The sequence below is a fragment of the Campylobacter concisus genome (genome assembly GCF_003048575.1).
Taxonomy (GTDB): Bacteria; Campylobacterota; Campylobacteria; order Campylobacterales; family Campylobacteraceae; genus Campylobacter_A; species Campylobacter_A concisus_U.
In genome coordinates, this window is sequence record NZ_PIRZ01000011.1 from 1 (window position 1) to 5,000 (window position 5,000).

General features: G+C 41.2%; 2 protein-coding genes, 2 tRNA genes and 3 rRNA genes (1 of these 7 running past the window's edge). 1 reads left to right on the top strand and 6 read right to left on the bottom strand.

The annotated features are described in order from the left end of the window. Positions 1-203: Rrf2 family transcriptional regulator (locus tag CVS84_RS09335; protein ID WP_234411938.1), on the top strand; the 203-nt coding region annotated here is incomplete at its 5' end. A 150-nt stretch (positions 204-353) separates the two neighbouring features. Here the strand turns inward: CVS84_RS09335 and CVS84_RS09830 are convergent. The 6 genes from CVS84_RS09830 to CVS84_RS09365 form a co-directional block, all read right to left on the bottom strand. Next, positions 354-797, bottom strand: a complete 444-nt coding sequence (locus CVS84_RS09830; RefSeq protein ID WP_107692051.1) for a helix-hairpin-helix domain-containing protein — start codon at positions 795-797, stop codon at positions 354-356. Positions 798-1,018: 221 nt separating this feature from the next. Beyond that, positions 1,019-1,137: ribosomal RNA gene (gene rrf / locus CVS84_RS09345) — 5S ribosomal RNA — on the bottom strand. Between the two features lie 132 nt (positions 1,138-1,269). Continuing rightward, positions 1,270-4,173 (bottom strand): 23S ribosomal RNA (locus CVS84_RS09350). A 327-nt stretch (positions 4,174-4,500) separates the two neighbouring features. After that, positions 4,501-4,576 (bottom strand) — tRNA-Ala (locus CVS84_RS09355). A 12-nt stretch (positions 4,577-4,588) separates the two neighbouring features. Next, positions 4,589-4,665 (bottom strand) — tRNA-Ile (locus tag CVS84_RS09360). Between the two features lie 94 nt (positions 4,666-4,759). Beyond that, positions 4,760-5,000, bottom strand: a 16S ribosomal RNA gene (locus CVS84_RS09365) (it continues 1,270 nt past the right edge of the window). The 16S, 23S and 5S rRNA genes sit together here with 2 tRNA genes alongside, the layout of an rRNA operon.

Here is a 5,000-nt window from a genome sequence, read left to right on the forward strand (position 1 = left end):
TAACCCTCCTTCAAATTTTTAACGCAGTAAATGATAAAGAAAAACTTTTTAAGATCCACTCTGACTCACCTAAAGCCTGCCCACTTGGCGGCAAGATCGAGGGACTTTTAACCGGTCACTTTTTAAAAGTACAAGAAGCTTTAGAAAGTGAACTAAGAAGTATTACTTTACAAGATCTATTAGATGAACTTATTAATTTATAAAATTTAAAAAGTAAGTAAACTAAGTTATAGAATTAAAAAGTGGGCAGATATATAAAAAACCAATCTATTTTATTTATTAGGAACGCTATGCGCTCCTAACTATTTTTATATATCTTTATATAAGAATTTTTATAAATTCCTAGATTTTTATTACTCTTTACTCTTCTCTTTTTTAGTTTTACTCTTTTTCTCTGCTTTATCTTTTGGGCTTTCTTTCTTATCTTTGACTTCTTTTACGCTATCTTTAGCACCATCTTTTTTCTCTTTTACTTCATCACTCTTTTTACTTACTTTTTCTTTTATCTCATCTTTTTTAGATTTTGTTTTAGCTTTTGTGTTATCTATCTTTGTAGTGCCTGATACTGATATATCTGATTTTAAATTTTCAAATGTCTTATCGCCTATACCATTTACATTTTTTATATCTTCTATTGAGTTAAATTTATTTGCTTTTCTATACTCTATTATTGCATCTGCCTTTGAAGATCCTATGCCATCTAAACTCATTAACTCTTCTTTTGTGGCGGTGTTTAAATTTATGGCTGCTAGTAATGTAGAAGCTGCTACTAATAGTGAGAATACAATCTTTTTCATTTTTGTCCTTTTTGGGTAAATTTGGGTTTGGAGTCTATCATATTTGGTATTTTTAGTCAACACTCGCATAAAAACATAAGCTAAAAGATATTTATAAATGTAAAGATAAAAAGTCTAATTATTTAAAAATATAAATAAATTTTAGATTTGATATTTTGTTATAAATTAAGAAATAATATTAAAAGAAGATTGTTTAGATAAAGAAGATTAAAAATTAACAAAGCCCGCAACGACCTACTTTTCCAACATCCCAGTAAGGGAGAGTATCATCAGCCAGGACGAGCTTAGCTTCTTGGTTCGAGATGGAGCAAGGCGTTTCCTCGTCTGTATAGTCACGGGCAGTGTTAAATAAAAGATATATTAGATAAATCTCTTATTTAACACTACGTGTAAAGTTAAAAGTCATAAACAAAGTTTTATAAAAACATATCTTATTAAGTTTTTATCCTTAACAAGGAAGTGATGCTTATTAAAAGATAAGCAGACGAGCTATTAGTACTGGTCAGCTAAAGGACTTTCATCCATTACACACCCAGCCTATCAAACACATAGTCTATATGAGCTCTTAAAAGAAGATTCATCTTGGAGTTGGCTTCCTGCTTAGATGCTTTCAGCAGTTATCACATCCCAACATAGCTACCGAGCGGTGCTCTTGGCAGAACAACTCGTACACCAGTGGTTGGTTCGACCCGGTCCTCTCGTACTAGGGTCAACTCTCCTCAATCTTCTTACGCCCACGGCAGATAGGGACCGAACTGTCTCACGACGTTCTGAACCCAGCTCGCGTACCGCTTTAAATGGCGAACAGCCATACCCTTGGGACCTGCTCCAGCCCCAGGATGCGATGAGCCGACATCGAGGTGCCAAACCTCCCCGTCGATGTGAGCTCTTGGGGGAGATCAGCCTGTTATCCCCGGGGTACCTTTTATCCTTTGAGCGATGGCCCTTCCACACAGAACCACCGGATCACTAAGACCGACTTTCGTCTCTGCTTGACGTGTATGTCTCGCAGTTAAGCTGGCTTATGCCTTTATACTCTACGAACGATTTCCAACCGTTCTGAGCCAACCTTTGTAAGCCTCCGTTACATTTTGGGAGGCGACCGCCCCAGTCAAACTACCCACCAGACATTGTCCTACTTGAGGATAACTCAAGCTAGTTAGCTATCAGAATAAAAAAGAGTGGTATCTCAACAATGGCTCACCATAAACTGGCGTCTATGGATCAAAGCCTCCCACCTATCCTGCACATTTTTATCCCAATAGCAGTGTCAAGCTGTAGTAAAGGTCCACGGGGTCTTTCCGTCTTGCCGCGGGTAGGAGGAATTTTCACCTCCACTACAATTTCACTGGATCCCTCTTCGAGACAGCTCCCATCTCGTTACGCCATTCATGCAGGTCGATATTTAATCGACAAGGAATTTCGCTACCTTAGGACCGTTATAGTTACGGCCGCCGTTTACTCGGGCTTCGATCAAACGCTTCGCAGAGCTAACGTCATCAATTAACCTTCGAGCACCGGGCAGGCGTCACACCCTATACATCCTCTTACGAGTTAGCAGAGTGCTGTGTTTTTGGTAAACAGTCGGGAGGGACTCTTTGTTGTAACCTTCAATGCTTACGGAGTAAATCCTTCACAAAGTTAGGCACACCTTATACCGAAGATACGGTGCTATTTTGCAGAGTTCCTTGAAGAGAGTTCTTCCACGCGCCTTAGAATACTCATCCCACCCACCTGTGTCGGTTTACGGTACGGGCAACTATAACTAAACTTAGAAACTTTTCTTGGCTCGACAGTATCGGCAATTCGCTATCCATTCCGAAGAACTTCAAACGCCTGTGGGGTCTCGGCTTAAAAAGATCCGGATTTGCCTGGATCTTAACCTACACCTTTCGACTAGCACTACCATCCGCTAGCTTGCTTAACTCTAAGCGTCCTTCCATCGCACATTATAGTTGGCATTGGAATATTAACCAATTTTCCATCGCATACCCCTTTCGGACTTTGCTTAGGACCCGGCTAACCCTACGATGACGAGCATCGCGTAGGAAACCTTGGGTTTACGGCGTTGGGGATTCTCACCCCAATTATCGCTACTCATGCCTGCATGCTCACTTGTATTCGCTCCAGCACTCCTTACCGGTATACCTTCGACGCAAATACAACGCTCTCCTACCACTTAGTAAAACTAAGTCTAAAGCTTCGGTACTCATTTTAGCCCCGTTATATTTTCCGCGCAGAATCACTAGACCAGTGAGCTATTACGCTTTCTTTAAAGGATGGCTGCTTCTAAGCCAACCTCCTGGTTGTTTAAGTAACTCCACATCGTTTTCCACTTAAATGAGATTTAGGGACCTTAGCTGTTAGTCTGGGTTGTTCCCCTCTCGACGACGGATTTTATCACTCGCCGCCTGACTGCCATGATTACACACTAGGTATTCGGAGTTTGATAGGGTTTGGTACATTGGTGTATGCCCTAGCCCATTCAGTGCTCTACCCCCTAGTGTTACTACATGACGCTATACCTAAATATATTTCGGAGAGAACCAGCTATCACGATGTTTGATTGGCCTTTCACCCCTATCCACAAGTCATCCCATAGCTTTTCAACGCTAGCGGGTTCGGTCCTCCACCGGCTCTTACACCGGTTTCAACCTGCTCATGGATAGATCACATCGTTTCGGGTCTGCAACGTCTGACTAAACGCCCTATTAAGACTCGCTTTCGCTACGGCTCCGGGTTTCCTTAACCTTGCCAGACATCACAACTCGCAGGCTCATTATGCAAAAGGCAGTCCATCACCCTGATAAATCATAGGGCTCTGAATGATTGTAAGCAAATGGTTTCAGGTTCTATTTCACTCTGATCACCTCAGTTCTTTTCACCTTTCCCTCACGGTACTTGTGCACTATCGGTCTAGTAGTAGTATTTAGGGTTGGATAGTGGTCTACCCAGCTTCAGACAGAATATCACGTGTTCCGCCCTACTCAGGATACTGCTAAGTAAAACAAAGCTTTCATATACGGGAGTATCACCCTCTATGCTTAATCTTTCCAAATTATTCTATTAGCTAAGTTTAGTCTATATTGCAGTCCTACAACCCCGTTAGTAAACTAACGGTTTGCCCTCTTACGCGTTCGCTCGCCGCTACTAGCGTAATCTCTTTTGATTTCTTTTCCTGAGGGTACTAAGATGTTTCAATTCCCCTCGTTCGCTCCATATTAGGTAGTTAAACTCGCGCTTAACTGGGTTGCCCCATTCAGAAATTCCCGGATCAAAGCCCCTTGACGGCTCCCCGAGACTTATCGCAGCCTGGCACGTCTTTCATCGCCTCTACTAGCCAAGGCATCCACCACTTGCTCTTTGTAGCTTACCTTTTCTATATTAGATTATTCTAATTCGCATCACTTCCTTGTTAAAGATAACTTTATGTTACTATATTTAAATTCTAGCTCTCAAGACGGAAAGCATTGACTACTATTTAGATAAGTTTTAAATCCTAAATAGATTGTGATGTCAAACTTTTGCATTAAATGCAAAGAGAATAGAAATTTAAATCTTTAACAAGTCCTGTAAAATTGTTTTTAAAACTTGCTTGTGACTATTAACAATATTAATTAAAAGAACATTTAGACAAAAGTCTAATTAGAAAGTTTAAATTTTTAAGCTCTCTAATTAGACTTAATATCGTTAAACTATTTTATGGTGGAGAATAGCGGGATCGAACCGCTGACCTCCTGCGTGCAAAGCAGGCGCTCTCCCAGCTGAGCTAATTCCCCAATTAAATTCTCTGGTGGGCCTAACAAGACTTGAACTTGTGACCTCACCCTTATCAGGGGTGCACTCTAACCAGCTGAGCTATAGGCCCCTATAGGTCTATCAATCTTTCAAAACTAAACAAGGATGATTGAGAATATCTTTCTTATAGATATCTTGTGAGAGAATACCTATATGTACTCTAGAAAGGAGGTGATCCAACCGCAGGTTCTCCTACGGTTACCTTGTTACGACTTCACCCCAGTCGCTGATTCCACTGTGGACGGTAACTAATTTAGTATTCCGGCTTCGAGTGAAATCAACTCCCATGGTGTGACGGGCGGTGAGTACAAGACCCGGGAACGTATTCACCGTAGCATGGCTGATCTACGATTACTAGCGATTCCGGCTTCATGGAGTCGAGTTGCAGACTCCAATCCGAACTGG

Coding starts and splice junctions, on each gene's coding strand:
- CVS84_RS09830 (WP_107692051.1), bottom strand. CDS start 797: ATGAAAAAGATTGTATTCTCACTATTAGTAGCAGCTTCTACATTACTA.